Below are 15,628 nucleotides of genomic sequence, written 5' to 3' on the forward strand. Positions count from 1 at the left end.
CTTTAAAATTAATTATTAATTATATATATTTAATAATTAATTTTAAATTTACTATAAAACTATAATTACCATATAATTATTAAAGTGTATTAATGAAACAATTAAGTCTTAATTTTATATCTATTTAGGTTTATTCCTCATATCCCCTTCAATTTATCCTTAAAAGCAACAAGATTCTTAACTAAAGGTAGTATTCCTACCTTTTGAAAGAATTCTGCATCTTCTAAATTACCTAATAACAAGTTTCTAATAAGTCTTGATTTATTCATTCCCATTTTATTAGCTAATTCATCTATTCTTTTAGCTTCATCTTCTGTTACTTTTATCTTTATTTGTACATTTCTAGGATTTTCTTCTATTGGTCTTCCAGCTTTGTTTTCTGCCATTATTTACCCCTTTATTTAAGTAATATGTAAGTTTTAATGTCTTAATATATATGTACCCTTTTAGTGCATAAAAGGTATCTATTAATATTTATTGTGTTCTTATATTAAATTTATGGGTACATTATAATATAGAAATTAGTAATTAAAACTTAAGGGAAAAAAGAACTCATTTAAAAACTCAACGAGCGGACGCGATTTGAGTTTTTGAAATGTTGTTCCTTGATTACTTTTAAAAAAGTTACTACACCCTAATAAAGAAAGGAAAGATATGTACGGAATTACCAATGAAGATATGGAATATATCGAAAGTAAAATAGAGAAACAAAAACAGTTTCTAAAAAACTTCTCAATAGATTTTGCAGATAAATCTGTAAATATGTTAGATAACACATATAGTGCTAATCTAAACCCAAAGAAATACTTTGCAGAAATAAACAATAGAGTTAACTCACTATTTGATTATGCTAAAGATAATGGTTTAAGACCTGTGTTTGTAACTCTTACTGCACCCTCTAAATATCACAAAAAAGATAGATTTGGAAACTATATAGAAAATCCAAATGATACAGCTAAGGCATTAACTCAAATATGGAATAAGTTTACTAACTTACAAGTATTTCAAAAGATGAAAAAAGAGTTAAATCATGGATTAGTATATTTTAGAGTTTATGAGCCACATAAAAGCGGAGTTCCACACTTACACGCTATGTTATTTATACCCTCAAAATATATATTACAAGTCAAAAAGAAATACAAAGAGTACTTTAGTTCTTCTAAATGGGGAAGTAATAAAAAAGCTATTGATTTTCGTTACACATGGTACAAAGAAAAAGGCGGAGCAGTTGGGTATATTATGAAATATATTACAAAGACTTTTAAAGATGAAAACTCAATGAAAGTTGAACATGCTATTTATTGGTATATCAAACATAAAATAAGAAGATTTTTATCTAGTAGAACTTTAGCCCCTTTAACTATCTATAGAAAAGTAAGATATTACTTTAAAGAGCATTACGAGAATGATTTTAAAACAGTTAGCAAGATGTTAAAAGATGGAACTATAAGACGTGAATTTAATAATACTATGATTTGTTATAGATACTATAATCACGATATAGGAGAAATTGACGAGGTTTATTTATGGTCTAAAAATGCTGAATCAATCTTAAATCAAAAAATACCAAATTACCATGCAACATTTAAATTAAAATATGAAAAAAAAGAAGTAAAAAAACCTCTTATTGCCCAAGTAAGTGAATTTGAAAAATATATATTTGATGATATTCAAAACGCTTTTTTAAGACTTCCTGTTGTTCCATCAAGATTGAGCGATTACAAACTAAATAAATATTATAGATTATTAGATGAAATGGATATTAAAGATTTAGATTTAGTACATTTTCAAATAGTTAAAAATGAAATGATTAAAAGAGATTTACTTAATGAAGAGATTGTATCGCCTAATGAGTTCTCAACATATGAACAAACGACTGAAAGAAGTGCGTTAGCCAACGTACCCCTTAAGTTTTGTGTAGCTGAGGAGATTGACTATGACGTTCCATTTATGCCATGCGATAATGATTTAAATTTAATGACAAATAATTCAATAAGGATATAACATGACAAACTTTATAAGAATACAAGATGTGATGAAAAAAACTGGTATAGCAAGAAGTACTATATGGTTATGGGTTAAAGAAAATAGATTTCCTAAACCTGTTAAACTAAGTGCTAGAATCACAGTATGGGAAGAAGATAAAATTCAAGAGTGGCAGAAAGCACAGTTATTATAAGCATATTGACAATTATACGATATTCGTATATAATGCTGTAATTATGAGAAGGATATAAAATGACACAAAAAGAGATTAGTAAATATTTAGATATACCATTAACAACCCTAAATGATTGGAAGAAAGAAGATAGTAACAGATATAAACTTTATCAATTGCTTATAAACCTTGATACTGGTCATGTAGAAAACTTATCTATCAAAAAAACTAATCATAGAATTTTTCATATCCTAAACAGAAATATTGAAAACTCTTTAAAATTTTCATACAATGAAATAAAAGAAGCATTTTCTAAAAACAATTACTACAAAGCTACAAAAAGAGAACAAACAATATATTCAAAATTTTTCAAGGAATTAAATGAAAATGAGTTAGATGAATTTGTTCAAACTTTTGATGTATCAAAAAGAAATATAAAAAGTATCTATATATCAAGCCCCTTTAGAAGCTTAAAAGGAGTAGCCAAAATTTGGGATAAAAGATTTAGAGTTAAACATCTAAGTACCAATACACATGATACAAAAAAAATTCCTTATGCATTACAAAATATTTTAAAATGAATAATATTTTGTAATTGAAAATGAAATTTATGACAGTATTCAAAAAAATTAATTTATAAATAAGTTCTATTAAATTTCAATAAAATAACTCACATTTCGACCTTTTGTTCCTAAAGTTTGTTTAATACAGCCTTTTTTAATTAAATCTTTAATATCACGAGATGCAGTTGCAGATGTAGTTTTTGCGATTGCTTCATATTTTCTTTTATTTAAGCCACCTTCAAAGTTTTCTGCACCTTTATCTAATATTTTATTTAGTACCTTGATTTGTCTGGCATTTAAATTACTATCTCTGTGCTTATCCCAAAAATTTGTTTTATCTATAATATGCAGTAAACTTTTTTTAGCATCACACAAAGACTCATATAATGCTTCCAAAAACCATATTATCCACAGGGTGATATCCAATCCCTTATTATCTTTTATATAATATCCTGTTGTTAAATCCAATGTTTTATAATACTCTTTTCTATGCTTAAATATTGTTGTAGAAATAGAATAAAGTTTTGAAAACTCTGATTGTTCAATTTTAGATAAAACTAAGTCTGTTATGGCTCTTGCAATTCTTCCATTACCATCATCCATAGGATGAATAATTAAAAACCATAAGTGTGCAATAGCTGCTTTAATTAATGAAGTTTTTTCAGAATTAAACCACTCTAGATATTGACTAATTTCTTTATCTAATTGTTCTCTTGGTGGTGCTATATAATGAGTTTGTTCTTGTCCTATAGCTCCTGAAACTACTTTCATCTCATCTATATCCCTAAATTTTGCCACATTTATTTTATTAATACCACTGTAGCCTGTAGGAAAAATAGAATTGTGCCATCCATATATTTTTTCTAATTCAAGGGATTGATTATAATTTGTATTTGCATCAATTAAGATTTCAACTATACCATCAGTATAAATATCACTTTTATATGTTTCTAAATTTTCTATACCAAGCTTACGACCAATAGATGCTCTTACACTATCTCTTTTTAATTTTTCACCCTCTATTGCAGAAGTATTTATTACTTCATTTGATAAGGCTTCAAATTGTCGCTCTTTTAAGTTTTCATTATTAAGTAAACTTGTAAAAGCAATAAGTTCACCTTGTTTTGCTGATACCTTTTCAATAATTGGCAATAGCTTCTTTTCGTCATATATAAAGTTTGGATAATTATCTTTTTGCCAAATCCATCTTTTCATGTTTTACCCTGATACAATTAATTTTTATAATCATATCATAAATGATACGATTAATTCAACTTATTCATATCAAATATAAGATTTTTATATTATTCATCAAAAAAACTGGTATTGCAAGAAGTACACTATGGCTATGGGTAAATGAGAAGAAATTTCCAAAACCTATAAAACTAAGTCCTAGAATTACAGTATGGGAAGAAGAAAAAATTGAAAATTGGATGAAAGAAAAATTATAAAAATTTTTATGATATAATTATTATTATGAAAAAAGAAGAAATAAATAAAACAAACATTTTAAATTATTTAAAAGAACATTATATTGAGTTTAAAAATAAATATGATGTAGAACAAATAGGATTATTTGGAAGTTATGCAAGAGATGAAGCATCTGAAAATAGTGATATAGATATTTTTGTAAAAATGAAACCATCGCTATTTGATTTAATTGCAATTAAAGAGCAAATAGAAAATGATTTAAATAAAAAAGTTGATATTATAAGAGAACATAAAAATATAAAACCTCTTTTTTTAGAAATGATTAAAAAAGATATTATATATGTCTAACTATAGAGAAATGAGGGAGTGTTAGAAAATAATCTTAGGGTACTTTTTAGGGGTATTTTTAAGATTTAATTCTTCAAAGCCCGATATAGATTATACTTCGAGTGACCACATCACAATTTTAAATCCTGATTTTCACAATACATATTAAAAAAACACCATAATACTATTTACATCAAATTATTAAATAAATTGATATTTAACAATTTTTTCATTTTTTATTTCTGATAGTATAGCTTTAAATAAAAAATAAGGAGATATTTATGTCAAAAGTAGTTTTAATTACAGGTGCAACATCAGGGATGGGAGAACTAACAGCCAATACTCTTGCAAAAAATGGCTATATTGTTTATGCAGGGACAAGAAAAGAAGAAATAGCTAATTCTAACATAGAAAATATTACCAATATCTATTTAGATGTAACAAAAAGAAATTCAATTAAAAATGCTGTTAATCAAATAATTGAAAAAGAAGGAAAAATAGATGTTCTCATAAATAACGCAGGATATGGTTTACTATCAACACTTGAAGAGGGAACAGATGAAGAGATATTTAATCAATTTGATGTAAATGTTTTTGGTCTTATAAAAATGACAAGAGAAGTTTTACCCCATATGAGAAAAGAAAAAAACGGGGTTATTATAAATATAAGTTCGTTTCTTGGTAAAATGGGATTACCACTATTGTCTCATTACAATGCATCAAAATATGCCGTTGAAGGTATTGTTGACTCTTTAAGGTTTGAAGTAGCTCCTTTTAATATAAGAGTTCATTCAATTCAATCGGGCTTATTTGGAACAAACTTTGTAAAAAAAGGTTTAGTTGCAAATAAAGAGACTACAAGTGAAGATTCACCCTATAAAGAGTTAGTATCACATTTTGTACCTATTGTTGCTAAAGCAATAAATGAAGGTCCAACTCCTCAACCAATTGCAGACTCAATAAAAGATATAATTGAAAATAAAAATAGTGATATATCAATTCCAGTGGGAGCAGAGGCACAAACTTTTATTCCTTTAAGAAAAGAGTTATCTGATAAGGCTTTTGAAGAAAAGATTAAAGAAACATTTGGAATTTAAGAATAGTCTTAAAAACTACTTTTAGTTAAACATAGGTCGGAAACTTAAATCAATCCCTTGAAGTTTGGTTTTTCCCACTATGTTTAGATACATACATTAACTTATCTATTCTTTCATAAATAGAAGTTGGAGTATCACTATCTTTTACTTCTGTGATACCTATACTTATTGTAATAGTTTTATTATCAACCATATTCATTTTAGAAACTATTTCTCTTATTTTTTCTGTTACAACAAAAGCTTCATTTAATAAGGTCTTAGGAAAGATTATAACAAATTCTTCTCCACCAACTCTAAATATTAAATCTGTTTTTCTTATATTGTCTCTTATCTCTTTTGTCATTTCTACTAAAACTTTGTCTCCAATATCATGACCATAAGTATCATTTATAACTTTAAAATCATCAATATCATACATTGCCAAACAAAATTTACTTTTGTATCGATTATATAAATCAAATTTTTCTTCTATTCTTTCATTGTATGCTTTTCTATTATAAATAGATGTTAGCTCATCACGATATGCTTGTTTTTTTAATCGTTCATGTACTTCATGCAGTTCAGTTATATTTCTACTAATTCCTAAAATACCATTATCTTTAGTTTTTTTATATTTAAAAGGAACCTTTTTTGTTTGCAAAAGTATATTACTTTTTTCAATTTCTGCCCATTCATTATTTACTAATAATTTATTTTTAGAAAGTACTTCTTTATCTTTTTCATAAGATGATTGGGCATATTCATTTTCAAAAAGTTCAAAATCAGTTTTTCCTATGATTTTAGCTTCTTTTTTACCACAAAATTTTTCAAAACTTTTATTGCAGCCAAGATATCTAAATCTACTATCCTTATAAAAAATCAAGTCATCAGTAGAGTTTATTACAGTATGAAGTAACTCTTTTAGCTGTTTAGTCTTATTTAAAAAATACATAACAACTAAAAATATTATAAAGACTAGAGTAATAAAAATCAAAATTAATTTTTGATTTCTTTTAGAAAGCTCTATGACCATCATATTATGATTTTCTTCATATATAAAATCTTTTTCATCAACATGATTTTTTACTAAACCAAAGAGTCTAAAAACATTTATAATATTTTCTAATCTATTTTTATCTATATCTCCTAAACCTTTATTATTAGTATAGGCCAACTTTTTTAGAATCTCTCCTTCTTTTACAAGATGAATATATGATTTGTTTTGTGTATTATATTTTTTATATATGATTTCTGCCGTTTCAGCACTGTTTTCAAAAGCATATTCCCACCCTTTTATACTTGCCTCATAAAAATCTTTTGTAAGTTTTGGATTATTTTTTATAAATTTAGAAGAGGTAAAAAGAATATCACTATAAAAATAAAAACCATAATCTTTTGGATGGAAAACTCTATACTCAATACCTTTATCTTTTAGTATAATAGGTTCATTTGATAAATATGATGCCATTGCATCAACTTTTCCTTCTATTAAGTCATCTATATCAAAGGAGTGTTCCATTGCTATATAATCATTTTGATTTAATCCATTTGCACTTAGCATTGCTAAGATAGATGCTGAGTAACCTGCGTCAGCAGTAATCATAATCTTTTTATTCTTTAAATCTTTCACACTTTTTATATTAGAATCTTTTTTTACTAAAAGCATTAAAGGTGATTTCTGGAAAATTGCAGCTAGTCCTACAATATCTTTACCATTTATTTTTTCAATCAATAAAGAAGAACGTCCAACTGCAAAATCTGCATCTGCATTTTTTATAGATTCTACCAAATCAGTGTTTGTTGTAAACTCTTTAATATTAACATCAAGACCTACATCATTATAAAAGCCTTTTTCAATAGCAACATAATATCCTGCAAATTGAAATTGATTTAACCAGTTAAGTTGTAATGTTATTTTTTTATTATCAGCAGAAAGGAAAAGTGAAAAAAGAGCTAGTAGTAAAAGTGTCTTTCTCATAAGTCAGGCCTTTTATGTTAACTTTATTATAACTACTTTTTTATTATTTTCCAAATTTTTATAAAAATTCAAAAGAATTAATCCTTTTGAACTCTTGGTCTTCGTTGTCTATTTCCTCTATTTTGTCTATTATCTGTTTTTGATGATATAAGTTTTGCAGAGGTATATTTTGAATTATTTGAAGATTCTTTGAACTTTTTACCTTCATTACTTAATTTTGATTTTCCACCATCTGCTCTTTTTGATTCATTTTCATTTTTAAAAGGTTTTTTTTCTTTTCTTCTATTATCTCTTGGTGTTCTTGTATTTGTTTTTTTAGGTGAGTTTCTAGATGATGAACTGTTTCTTCCCCTGTTTCCACCATTCTTTATAGGTTCTGCTTTTATTCTAGGATCTACTTCAAAACCTTCTATTACAACTTTTTTTATTGAAGTTTTGATTAGTTTTTCTATACCTTTTAAATAGTCATGTTCATCAACACAGACCAAGGATACAGCTTCTCCTTCATTTCCAGCTCTTCCTGTTCTTCCAATTCTATGAACATAATCTTCAGCAACATTTGGTAACTCAAAATTAACCACATGAGGAAGTTGGTCTATATCTATTCCTCGTGCTGCAATATCAGTTGCCACAAGTACTCGAACAGCACCTGCTTTAAAATCAGCCAAAGCTTTTGTTCTCGCACCTTGTGATTTATTGCCATGAATAGCAGTTGCACTTATTCCATCAAATTCTAATTGTTGGCTTAGTTTATTTGCACCATGTTTTGTTCTTGTAAACACAAGTACTTGTTTCCAATTACCCTCTTTTATAAGTTTTGATAAAAGTGCTTTTTTTCTATCTTTATCTACTAAATGAATAACTTGTGAAACCATTTCAGAAGAAGTATTTCTTCTAGCTACTTCTATTAACTTTGGTTTATTTAGTATGCCATCTGATAGTTTTTTAATCTCATCGGAAAATGTTGCTGAAAATAGAAGATTTTGTCTATGAGTTGGTAAAAGTGCAAGGACTTTTCTTATATCTCTTATAAATCCCATATCTAGCATTCTATCTGCTTCATCAAGAATAAAACACTCCACATGTGAGATATCTATTGTATTTTGTTCTATATGGTCTAATAGCCTTCCTGGAGTTGCTATTACAATATCAACACCTTTTCTTAAAAGTGCTTTTTGTGGATTTATTCCAACTCCTCCAAAAATTACTGCTGTTTTTATAGGAAGATATTTTCCATAGTCATCAACACTTTGTGCAACTTGTGCTGCTAATTCTCTCGTGGGAGTTAATATCAAAGCCTTAATATATGGCTTTGTTGTTTTTGAAGTTTTACTACTTAATATTTGTAATAATGGAAGTGTAAATCCAGCAGTTTTTCCAGTACCTGTTTGAGCACCTGCTAAAACATCGTGTTTATCTAAAATAACAGGGATAGCCTGTTCTTGTATAGGACTTGGTTTTGTATAACCTTTATCCTTAATTGCTTTTAATAATGGTTCAATTAGACCAAGTTCTTTAAATGTCATAAATACCTTTTGTAAATATATGTTGTTTTGTTGGTTGGTTTTTCGTAAGGATTACTAGAAACGGAGACAATCTGTGAGTAATATATTTTATTTTCGGTATTATACCATATAAATCAAACTTTTATACTGTAAGCATAGCCCAATGCTTATCATCTTTTAAAGCAGTAGTTAAAAGCTCTCCTGTGTGATTACAAATAATGCCTAAACTTTCCAATTGTTCAAGTGCCCCATACTCCTCAACACATACAATACAAGAACTAAATTCAACCCCAACTTCTAAAAGCTCTTTTACTTTTTCTTGTAGTATTGGCTCATCTTTTAAGGTTTTAATTGAAGCTCCCCAAAACATGATATGAACTCTTTTCCAATATTCTCGTGGTAAAGAAACACCACCATATAAAAAAGGAAATTTTAATATAGTATCTAGATTATCATTTGAAATCACAATTAAAAGATTCTCTTTTGCCATACCTATGATCTTTCTTTACTTCTTCTATCTTTATTGGGAAGAATAATTTTAAAGTTAACGCCACCATTATAGTTTTGAACACTAATATTACCGCTAAGTTTATCAACTATAAGTTTTGTGGCATACATCCCAACACCTGTACCCAAACCTATTGGTTTTGTAGTAAAATTTAAATCAAAGATTTTATGAAGAATATTTTCTTTTATCCCACCTGCATTATCAAAATAATTTATTTCTATAGTCTCATCTTTTTTAAGAAATAGTATCATTATTTTTCTATCAGTAATGCTATTTTCGATAAAAGCATCCCTTGAGTTACTAATAAAATTAAGAAAAATATGTTGAAACTCATTTGATATTCCATATAATTGTATATCTTTATTTCCATCGATTTTCACATCTATTTGATTATTTTTTAATTCATCATCAACTAGTAATAAAACATTTTGTAGATTTTCATATAAAGTAAATTTATCATAAGAATCACTTGGATTAAAAAATGTTCTAAATCCATTTAGCGTAGAAGCTAAATGAGCTATTTGTCTTTGAAACATTCCTGATAAATCATCGGCATAAGCTTGATTCATCTCGCCATGTTTTACACTTTCACTCAAATCAATAGCATATAAAGACATTATAGATAAAGGCTGTTTCCATTGATGTGCAATTATATCAACTAAGTTACCAATTAGTGCTTTTTTGGATTGTTGAACTAAATTGGAATCTAAGACTTCCATTTCATTAATATTTTCTTCAATTTGTTTTTTAAGTTCATTATTAACATCAGCTAATCTTTTTTTATCTGTAATATCTTTTCTAAATGAAATAAAACCAATTATATTCATATCTTTATCATATTTTGGAACAATTGTTCCATCAACCCAATATGTATGTCCATACTTATCAATATTTTTAAGTTCACCCTTCCAAATCTTTCCAGAGTGTAGATTTTTCCACATATCTTTAAAGGTCTCTTTTGGAATATCGGGATGCCTAATTATATTATGAGGTCTTCCTATTAACTCATTTTTTCCATAACCTGTAATCTCACTAAAAGCAGAGGAAACATGAGTTATAATTCCATCTCTATCAGTTTCTGTCATTAGAATGTATTTATCCATGACATCTAATAAATTTTTATACTCTTCATTTTTCATAGCAAGTTTAGTTTTTATATTATATACATAATATGCATGTGCAATTAAAATCAAAATCAAGATTGAGAAAACAAGAAACAACATCTTTGTTCTATATTTCATGTCATAAATTCCGGCTTGATTATTAAACTCTATAAAATAGTTTAACTCTTTTTTTGCATCATAATAAGGGATTAAAGATATTGATACTGCTTTTTTATCTCTTTGAAATAAAACAATATCTTTTTGTGCATATTTAATTACATTGAAAACTTTATTTTCTTTCAAATAATACAATTGTTCATCATCTGTAAATATTGAAGAAAGATTAAGAAGTTTTTTTTCATATTCTAAATAGTTATGAATATCTTGTACTGAGTTTAATAAAATGATTTTACGAAACTTATTATAGATCTTTTTATCAATATCTTCTGAGAAAAACTCTTTTATAACTTTAAATTCTTTATAATCACTGTTTAATGTATTTTCTAAAACACTATTAATATGTAAGTTTTGATTATACATCAAGCTAGCATATATGATAAGTTCTAAAAATAAAAAAATAAAAAAAGCAGAGATTATCTTTAACATTTATGCACTCAAAACAGTTTCTAACTTTTTCTCAATAATATCCATAGAAGAAAATGGCTTCATAATATAATGAGTTGCTCCATTTTTATGGGCTTTTAAAACTCTATCAAGAGTTGAACTTGCAGTCATCATGATAACTTTAATCTCAGGATTTTTTTTAACAATCTTTTCTAAGGCTTCAATTCCATCCATTTGGGGCATAACTATATCTAAAAAAACCACATCAATCTTAGAGTCAATACTATCAATAGCAGTAAGAGGATTAGAATAAGTAGAGATATTATACTTCTTACTTCTAGACAATGACTTTTGTAACATATCAATTATTTCACGAGTATCATCAACAATGGCTATATTATAAATTTTATCATTCATTCTCTATCCTTATATTTTTTTCTCAAATAATTTATTAGCAGCATCATGCATTAGGTGTTCATTTTTTTCTTCTAAAATTTTATCTAGATACTCAAAAACACCAGCACTTGCTTCTTCAATTTTTTGTATTTTATTCTCAATAACCTCAGTTGTACATATTTCATCTTTACTTGAACACTCTGTTGCAAGTTCATTTGCATTGTCATGTACAGCTTTATGATATGGTTCTAATTGTTTATATGATTTTACAAAACTAAATTCTGTTTTTCCAAGACCATTTTCATACCATTTACCAAGTCTACAATTATGATGATCAACACCATTAAAGCCATTTGGCTCACCAAATAGTAGTTTATATAAGTTATTTTTGTAAATAATATGATCTAGTTTTGCAAGGTTTATAAAAATTTTATTACTAATACTTTCCACTTCAAAAACAGACCGACTAGAATTTTTCTCAAAACCATTCATTAACTTAATTAGTTCATCTACTCTTGATTTTGTTTCATCAACAGAGTTTGCAATTTGATCTGAACTATTTTTTATATTTACAGTCTCATTTTGAATTAAATCAACTACACTTTTTATCTCTTTTGCAGCCTCTGCACTTCTAGTTGCTAGATTTCTAACCTCTTGTGCAACTACTGCAAAACCTTTTCCAGCTTCCCCTGCAGTTGCAGCTTCAACAGCAGCATTTAGTGAAAGAATATTTGTCTGAAAAGCAATCGCTTCTATCATAGTTATAACAGAAGAAATATTTTTACTATTTTCCACAAGGTTATGTACCATTGTGTTTTCTGATTGAATATGATTTTGTATACTTGCAGTATCTTTTACAATACTTTGAGTTAAATTAAGACCAATATGAGACCCATCTGCTGTCTCTTTTGATTCTGTCATCATTGAGCTTAAATCGTCTAACAAGCTAACATAAACTGTTTGGGTAGAAGTTAAGGCATTTCCAATATTTTCACTATTATATTTAGTAATAGAACTATTTTCTGCATCTTTTATTGATACTTTTGTTAGTATCGCAACATTTACATTATCAAATTTTTGAAATGTTATTTTTGCTTCACAGTCACCTAACACTATTGTAGATGCCCCTTCAGAAATTGCATTTTTTATTGAAGAACTATCTTCAATATGAGAAGAAGCTCTATCATTTTTAAATATCTCATTCATATTTTTATCAAAGGCAATCAGCCCCTCTTCATAAGAAGATTTAGAAATATTTTTGTAAACCTCTACTTTTTTTTGTAGATTTTCTATTTCATTTTTGTGATTCTCTTCAGCTTTTCTTTGAAGTGATTCAAACTGGGATTTTTGAGAGTTTAAACTGTTATTTAACTCTTCTACCTCTTTTTTTAATTTAGCAATTTCTAAATCTTTTTCTTTACTATTACCAAAAAACATTATAATCTCCTATATTGCGAAAATAATAGCAAAAGTTAACTTAGTTTAATAAGTATAAAATGCCTATTTTGTACATCTTATATTGTTTTATTACTATATTTTGACATTTTAGTTTAATGAAAAAAATTTTAGCTATAATCAAAAAATAAATAAAATATATTAGGATTATTGATGTTTAATATTTTAATTTCTGACGATAACGAATCAAATATTTATGTACTTGAAATGCTTATCGATGAATGGTTTAATGAAAATAACATTACAAAATATAAAATAGATTCAGCACTAAATGGTAAAGAAGCTATAGAAAAAGTGGAGAATTGTATCTATGATATAATATTTTTAGACATTATGATGCCTGTAATGGATGGATTTGAAGCCTTAGAACTTATAAGAAATAAAAGTCTAGCTTTACAGCCAAAAGTGATTGTCTCATCAGCAATTATTGATAATAATGAAAATAAAAATAAAGCTAAGAATCTAAAAGCAAATGCTTTTATTGTAAAACCTCTCTCCCAAGAAACTATTAATATAATGCTTGACAAATACATCAAAAACTATATTAATCCAAATAATAAAGAAGCCAAAACAAATACTAATTATATTCATTTTGATAAGGATGAAACTGTAGAGAGTGACGGCACAAGTGCTAAATATTTTTTAAGTACATATCCAGAAAATATTTTGGATAAAGAAGATATTGAAGAACTAGTTAATGAGATGAATGAACTTGAGCAAGAAATTAAGTTTTCTGCAAATATAGAAGATATAATAAAAAACTTTTCTGATATTTTAGAGAAATCAAGAATCTTACTTTTAAGTTTTACAGAATTTTCTAATTTAGTTAACTTATTAAGTGAAATCAAGAATCATATAAATAAAGTTGATATTTATGTGCTTGAAAATGATATTTCTTTCCAAATATTAGAGTTGATAGAAATATTATCAGACTGGTTTGAAAGTCTATTTTTACAAGAGGATTTAGAGGATGTATATGTAATAAATCACTCTATTGAAAATAGCTTTAATCTACTAAAAAATTTAAAATAAAAAGGATTTTATAATTAATGAAAAATAGTGATCAAATAATAATATTAGTAATTACATTTTTAGCAGCGGGATTAACATGGAAAATGATTTTTGATTTTTACAAAACAAAACTACACAAAGTATTTACTCATCTAATTGCAGTTATAACTGCATCATTTATGCTCTTATCAACAACATTTTTATTTATGAATAAAAATTATCAACGTGGAGGAAATGAGCCTGAGATGATTTTAAGTATAGAATCATTTGCTATACTTTTTGCAATGTTATTTGTAATCTTTATATTTTTTAAATATATTCCATCAAGAAAATAAATGTTTTTTTTAATTCCAGAAGATAAACGCGTACTTATATTTTATGTGTTGGTAATCCTAACTGGAATTTTGCTGGAATACTTAGATATTATTGCCACTGAAAAATTTGTAGGAATAGTAATACTTATTGCAATTGTTTTTTTTGTAATAAGAACTCTTATTTTTGGATATTGTACAAAAAATTGTGATGAAGAATAAGCTTACTGATAACAACTATCAATATTAACATTATTTTAAGTTTACTTTCTATAGTATTTTAATAATTATTATCAAAAACAATACTTGTTTGAAAATAAACTAAAAATTAAAGGAAATATTATGAGTGTTTTAGTAATTGGCGGAGACAAAATATCAACTATAATATCCATATTACATGAATTAGGGGCGAGTTCAGTTAAGCATTGGGATGCAAGAAAAAAATCATCTGCACCAAAGAAAAAGATTCCACAAAATACAGATTGTATTATTATGTTAACTTCATTTTTAAATCATAATGTTATGCATAAATATAAAAACATAGCAAAAAAACAAAATATCCCATATATTTGTACAAAGCATTCATCTACTTGTGTCCATGATGAATATAAAAAAATGATTGATGCAAACAATTGTGAAAATTGTGATAAAATTTGTGAAGCAAAAAAATGAAGATAATTAAAAATATAGTAAAGCTAAAAAAAGCAATAAAGCATAACTTATACTTACAGTCTATAGAGTAATATTTAAGGGAAACCCTTAAATATTATTGGCAATCAGAACAATTACCTAAAAGTTGCATTACATGACTTGTAATTTTAAAACCATTTTCTTTTGCTATTTTTTCTTGTTTTTTCTCTATGTCTTCATCCATAAACTCTACTATTTTCCCACAGCTTACACAAATAAGGTGATCATGATGTTTTTTAGAGTTTGATTCATATTTTTTTCCATCAGTTCCAAAAGTAATAGAAGTGATCAAATGAACTTCTTCTAAAAAAGATAAAGATCTATAAACAGTTGCAATACCTATATTAGAATCAGGATTTGCAAGTTTTACTTCATGATAAACCTCTTCTGCCGTTAAATGTCCTTTAGCTTTTAAAAGAACTTCAAGAACAATTTCTCTTTGTTCTGTATACTTTAGTCCTCTTTGTTTAACTATTCTTTTTAATTCATCTTTAATATCGTCAAATTTGTTATTATTACTCATAAATTATATCCTTTAGATTTAAACAAAAG

General features: G+C 26.5%; 19 protein-coding genes. 10 read left to right on the top strand and 9 right to left on the bottom strand.

From position 1 onward, the window contains the following. Nucleotides 1-137: 137 nt before the first annotated feature. On the bottom strand, nt 138-386 hold the full coding sequence (locus ACNI28_RS03060; RefSeq protein WP_419765444.1) for a ribbon-helix-helix domain-containing protein: 249 nt from the start codon (nt 384-386) through the stop codon (nt 138-140). A gap of 268 nt (nt 387-654) precedes the next feature. Between ACNI28_RS03060 and ACNI28_RS03065 the strand changes: the two genes are divergently transcribed. Genes ACNI28_RS03065 through ACNI28_RS03075 form a run of 3 tightly spaced genes read left to right on the top strand, consistent with a single transcriptional unit; the run spans nt 655 to nt 2,739 of the window. Next, on the top strand, nt 655-2,004 hold the full coding sequence (locus ACNI28_RS03065; protein WP_419765446.1) for a replication endonuclease: 1,350 nt from the start codon (nt 655-657) through the stop codon (nt 2,002-2,004). 1 nt (nt 2,005) lies between these two features. Next, the gene (locus ACNI28_RS03070; protein WP_419765447.1) at nt 2,006-2,179 is read left to right on the top strand and encodes a helix-turn-helix transcriptional regulator; all 174 of its coding nucleotides are present in this window, start codon (nt 2,006-2,008) and stop codon (nt 2,177-2,179) included. 59 nt (nt 2,180-2,238) lie between these two features. Further along, nucleotides 2,239-2,739, top strand: coding sequence for a hypothetical protein (locus ACNI28_RS03075; RefSeq protein ID WP_419765448.1), 501 nt, complete (start codon nt 2,239-2,241; stop codon nt 2,737-2,739). Between the two features lie 69 nt (nt 2,740-2,808). Here ACNI28_RS03075 and ACNI28_RS03080 read toward each other — a convergent pair whose 3' ends face one another. Continuing rightward, entirely contained in the window at nt 2,809-3,936 is a 1,128-nt protein-coding gene (locus ACNI28_RS03080; protein WP_419765450.1) for a Fic family protein, read from the bottom strand. Between the two features lie 41 nt (nt 3,937-3,977). On the opposite strand from ACNI28_RS03080, the gene ACNI28_RS03085 reads away from it, so the two are divergent. The 3 genes from ACNI28_RS03085 to ACNI28_RS03095 all read left to right on the top strand — a co-directional run bounded on the left by ACNI28_RS03085 (nt 3,978) and on the right by ACNI28_RS03095 (nt 5,576). Beyond that, the gene (locus ACNI28_RS03085; protein WP_419765452.1) at nt 3,978-4,172 is read left to right on the top strand and encodes a helix-turn-helix transcriptional regulator; all 195 of its coding nucleotides are present in this window, start codon (nt 3,978-3,980) and stop codon (nt 4,170-4,172) included. A gap of 25 nt (nt 4,173-4,197) precedes the next feature. Then, entirely contained in the window at nt 4,198-4,500 is a 303-nt protein-coding gene (locus tag ACNI28_RS03090; RefSeq protein WP_419765454.1) for a nucleotidyltransferase family protein, read from the top strand. A gap of 260 nt (nt 4,501-4,760) precedes the next feature. Continuing rightward, a complete protein-coding gene (locus ACNI28_RS03095) occupies nt 4,761-5,576 on the top strand; it encodes an SDR family oxidoreductase (RefSeq protein ID WP_419765456.1) in 816 nt (271 codons plus the stop codon). 49 nt (nt 5,577-5,625) lie between these two features. Here ACNI28_RS03095 and ACNI28_RS03100 read toward each other — a convergent pair whose 3' ends face one another. The 6 genes from ACNI28_RS03100 to ACNI28_RS03125 all read right to left on the bottom strand — a co-directional run bounded on the left by ACNI28_RS03100 (nt 5,626) and on the right by ACNI28_RS03125 (nt 13,046). Beyond that, entirely contained in the window at nt 5,626-7,533 is a 1,908-nt protein-coding gene (locus ACNI28_RS03100) for an ABC transporter substrate-binding protein (protein WP_419765458.1), read from the bottom strand. A gap of 77 nt (nt 7,534-7,610) precedes the next feature. Next, nucleotides 7,611-9,059 (bottom strand): DEAD/DEAH box helicase, encoded by a 1,449-nt coding sequence (locus ACNI28_RS03105; RefSeq protein WP_419765460.1) that lies wholly within the window; start codon nt 9,057-9,059, stop codon nt 7,611-7,613. Nucleotides 9,060-9,180: 121 nt separating this feature from the next. Beyond that, nucleotides 9,181-9,528: a DsrE family protein gene (locus ACNI28_RS03110; RefSeq protein WP_419765461.1), complete on the bottom strand. Its 348-nt coding sequence runs from the start codon at nt 9,526-9,528 to the stop codon at nt 9,181-9,183. Between the two features lie 2 nt (nt 9,529-9,530). Continuing rightward, the gene (locus tag ACNI28_RS03115) at nt 9,531-11,255 is read right to left on the bottom strand and encodes a PAS domain-containing sensor histidine kinase (protein ID WP_419765463.1); all 1,725 of its coding nucleotides are present in this window, start codon (nt 11,253-11,255) and stop codon (nt 9,531-9,533) included. Further along, nucleotides 11,256-11,630 (bottom strand): response regulator, encoded by a 375-nt coding sequence (locus ACNI28_RS03120; RefSeq protein ID WP_419765464.1) that lies wholly within the window; start codon nt 11,628-11,630, stop codon nt 11,256-11,258. A 9-nt stretch (nt 11,631-11,639) separates the two neighbouring features. After that, nucleotides 11,640-13,046 (bottom strand): methyl-accepting chemotaxis protein, encoded by a 1,407-nt coding sequence (locus ACNI28_RS03125; RefSeq protein WP_419765466.1) that lies wholly within the window; start codon nt 13,044-13,046, stop codon nt 11,640-11,642. A 171-nt stretch (nt 13,047-13,217) separates the two neighbouring features. Between ACNI28_RS03125 and ACNI28_RS03130 the strand changes: the two genes are divergently transcribed. The 4 genes from ACNI28_RS03130 (at nt 13,218) to ACNI28_RS03145 (ending at nt 15,058) form a co-directional block, all read left to right on the top strand. Beyond that, the gene (locus ACNI28_RS03130) at nt 13,218-14,096 is read left to right on the top strand and encodes a response regulator (protein ID WP_419765468.1); all 879 of its coding nucleotides are present in this window, start codon (nt 13,218-13,220) and stop codon (nt 14,094-14,096) included. Between the two features lie 17 nt (nt 14,097-14,113). Then, entirely contained in the window at nt 14,114-14,410 is a 297-nt protein-coding gene (locus tag ACNI28_RS03135) for a hypothetical protein (protein WP_419765469.1), read from the top strand. Further along, the gene (locus tag ACNI28_RS03140) at nt 14,411-14,608 is read left to right on the top strand and encodes a hypothetical protein (protein ID WP_419765471.1); all 198 of its coding nucleotides are present in this window, start codon (nt 14,411-14,413) and stop codon (nt 14,606-14,608) included. It begins immediately after the preceding gene. 120 nt (nt 14,609-14,728) lie between these two features. After that, a complete protein-coding gene (locus ACNI28_RS03145) occupies nt 14,729-15,058 on the top strand; it encodes a DUF2325 domain-containing protein (protein WP_419765473.1) in 330 nt (109 codons plus the stop codon). A gap of 94 nt (nt 15,059-15,152) precedes the next feature. Here ACNI28_RS03145 and ACNI28_RS03150 read toward each other — a convergent pair whose 3' ends face one another. Beyond that, entirely contained in the window at nt 15,153-15,599 is a 447-nt protein-coding gene (locus ACNI28_RS03150) for a Fur family transcriptional regulator (protein WP_419765474.1), read from the bottom strand. Nucleotides 15,600-15,628 lie beyond the last annotated feature (29 nt).

This window comes from Arcobacter denitrificans (SeqCode), assembly GCF_048571185.1.
GTDB classification, from domain to species: Bacteria; Campylobacterota; Campylobacteria; order Campylobacterales; family Arcobacteraceae; genus Arcobacter; species Arcobacter denitrificans.